Source organism: Herbaspirillum sp. C7C8, assembly GCF_022627875.1.
In the GTDB taxonomy this organism is placed as follows: Bacteria; Pseudomonadota; Gammaproteobacteria; order Burkholderiales; family Burkholderiaceae_D; genus Herbaspirillum.
Genome location: NZ_JABXGG010000048.1, coordinates 1 through 777 on the forward strand (window position 1 = coordinate 1; position 777 = coordinate 777).

Here is a 777-nt window from a genome sequence, read left to right on the forward strand (position 1 = left end):
ACCACCGTTTCTTCCCTGACAAAAGAGCTTTACAACCCGAAGGCCTTCTTCACTCACGCGGCATTGCTGGATCAGGGTTGCCCCCATTGTCCAAAATTCCCCACTGCTGCCTCCCGTAGGAGTCTGGGCCGTGTCTCAGTCCCAGTGTGGCTGGTCGTCCTCTCAGACCAGCTACTGATCGTCGCCTTGGTAGGCTTTTACCCCACCAACTAGCTAATCAGATATCGGCCGCTCCAGGAGCATGAGGTCTTGCGATCCCCCACTTTCATCCGTAGATCGTATGCGGTATTAGCTAATCTTTCGACTAGTTATCCCCCACTCTAGGGCACGTTCCGATATATTACTCACCCGTTCGCCACTCGCCATCAGGAGCAAGCTCCTATGCTGCCGTTCGACTTGCATGTGTAAGGCATGCCGCCAGCGTTCAATCTGAGCCAGGATCAAACTCTTTAGTTTAATCTCTGTTTTGTGCCATTTCTGGCTACCCCGAAGGGCATCGCTCTCTCAAAATACTGACAGGTAATTTCTTGCGAACTTACCTATATTTCTTGTGAGCATTTAATATTTAAAGTTTCCAGAACCGAAGTTCTGTCGCACTTCATTAAACGCCCACGCTTATCGGCTGTTAATTTTTAAAGATCTTGTCTGCCGCAAACGCGCTGTGCGCTGTTTGCATCGCTGCGAATCGTTTTGTTCGTCAGCAGCAGAGAAACGAGATTATGTAGCAGTTTGTTTATCGCGTCAACTACTTTTTTGCGATTCGTTTTAAATTTTTTC

The 777-nt window shown here is 48.4% G+C and carries 1 rRNA gene; it reads right to left on the minus strand.

Annotated elements, in window-relative coordinates:
• Nucleotides 1-456: ribosomal RNA gene (locus HWE01_RS22565) — 16S ribosomal RNA — on the minus strand; the annotation flags it as partial.
• Nucleotides 457-777: the final 321 nt, after the last annotated feature.